Source organism: Dactylosporangium sp. NPDC006015 (genome assembly GCF_040614215.1).
In the GTDB taxonomy this organism is placed as follows: domain Bacteria; phylum Actinomycetota; class Actinomycetes; order Mycobacteriales; family Micromonosporaceae; genus Dactylosporangium; species Dactylosporangium maewongense.
Map to the genome: position 1 here is coordinate 267,769 of NZ_JBEXUD010000010.1, position 1,848 is coordinate 269,616.

1 protein-coding gene and 1 pseudogene are annotated in these 1,848 nt (G+C 72.8%); both read left to right on the forward strand.

What is annotated here, in order from left to right; translation table 11 throughout:
* Nucleotides 1-69: 69 nt before the first annotated feature.
* Nucleotides 70-1,197 (forward strand): VWA domain-containing protein, encoded by a 1,128-nt coding sequence (locus tag ABZ321_RS20520; RefSeq protein WP_354893513.1) that lies wholly within the window; start codon nucleotides 70-72, stop codon nucleotides 1,195-1,197.
* Nucleotides 1,194-1,848 (forward strand): annotated as a pseudogene (locus ABZ321_RS20525) (hypothetical protein); the annotation flags it as partial. The gene ABZ321_RS20520 and the pseudogene ABZ321_RS20525, both read left to right, overlap by 4 nt.

Here is a 1,848-nt window from a genome sequence, read left to right on the forward strand (position 1 = left end):
AGCGTGGCGCAGGACAGCGCCGCTCAGATCAGCGCGGAGCGGGACAGTGTCGACCAGGAGCGTGCCGCGATGGAGCTGGAGCGGTGGCGGCTGGTGCTCGGCGAGGCCGGCCAGTCGGTGCTGGACGGCGGGCAGCTCAGCGAAGACGGGCTGGGGCGCGACGCGGCCCTCGACTGGCTGTACGGACGCGACGACGACCTCGAACGGCGAGGCATTCGGCGCCCGCAGACACGGCACGGCGGCGACGGCGAGTCGGTGGTCACCACGGTCGACTGGCTCGACGACATCACGACGCTGTTCCCGAAGGAGACGATCGAGCGGCTGCAGCGCGACGCCGTGGAGCGGTACGAGATCCACGACGTCGTCACCGACCCCGCGGTCCTCGCCCGGGTCGAGCCCAACCCGACGCTGCTGAGAGCCGTCCTGCGCACCAAGCACCTGATGAACCCCGACGTGCTGGTGCTGGCGCGCAGGATCGTCGACAAGGTCGTGCGGCAGCTGGTGGAGAAGCTCGCGACGGAGGTGCGGCACGCGTTCTCCGGGGCACGGTCCCGCAGCGCGAGCCGGTTCAAGGTCGCCAGGAACTTCGACGTGAAGCGCACCCTGAGGGCGAACCTCGGGCGGTACCGGCCGCAGGAGCGGAAGGTGTACGTCGAGTCCGCGTACTTCATCGCGCGGACGCGCCGGCACCTGGACCGGTGGCAGGTGATCCTGCTCGTCGACCAGTCGGGGTCGATGACGGGCAGCGTCATCCACTCGGCCGTCACCGCGGCGTGCCTGTGGGGGCTGCCGGGCGTGAAGACGCACCTCGTCGCGTTCGACACGGCGGTGGTGGACCTGACCGCCGACGTCGACGACCCGGTGGAGCTGCTGATGAAGGTCCAGCTCGGCGGCGGTACTGACATCGCGCGGGCGGTCGACTACGGCGCCGGACTGATCGAGCAGCCGCGCCGGGCGATCCTGGTCGTGATCAGCGACCTGTACGAGGGGCCCACCGGCGGCGAGCGGCTCGTCCGTCTCGTCAGGGACGTCACGGCCCAGGGGACGAAGGTGCTGTGCCTGGCGGCGCTGGACGAGGACGCCGACCCGGCGTTCGACCGGGACATGGGCGCCCGCCTCGCCGACGCCGGCGCCTCCGTCGGTGCCATGACCCCCGGCGAGCTGGCGGCGTACGTCGCGGAGCAGGTGGCCCGATGAGAGCGGACCTGCTCGCGCTGACCCAGGAGTCGCTCGCCGCGCTCACCAACCGGGGACTGGTCAAGCGCGCGACGAGGGAGGTCGAGCAGGCCCCGCCGGTCATCGGCGAGGACCCCGACGGCACGGTCCGCGGCACCTACCCGGACGGCCCCGAGACCGCGCTCCCGCAGGGCGGCCTCGAGAAGGGCAGCTGCACCTGCGGCGCGACCGGGATCTGCCGGCACATCGTGGGCCTCGTCATCGCGTACCAGAGCGGCAACGAGACAACCGAAGACGTCACGCGATGGTCGCCGGGGGTGTTCACCGACGAGCAGCTCGAGGCGCGGATCGGGGCGCGGCAGCTCAACGCCGCGCGGCGGGCGCACCGGGCCGGGTACGTCGCCCGCGTCCACCGGCCCTCCGCGGCGGACCCGGCGCCGCGGGTGGAGCTCGGCTCGGCGACGGTCCGGTTCCTGGTCCCCGGCGATCTCGGGTTCGTGCACACGGACGCGGTCGCCGGGGTCCGCGACGACGTCATCGCGCTCGCCGTATGGGCGTTCCAAGCCGCCGACGCGAAAGCCGCCGACGCGAAAGCCGCCGACGCGAAAGCCGCCGACGCGAAAGCCGCCGACGCGAAAGCCGCCGACGCGAAAGCCGCCGACGCGAAAGCCG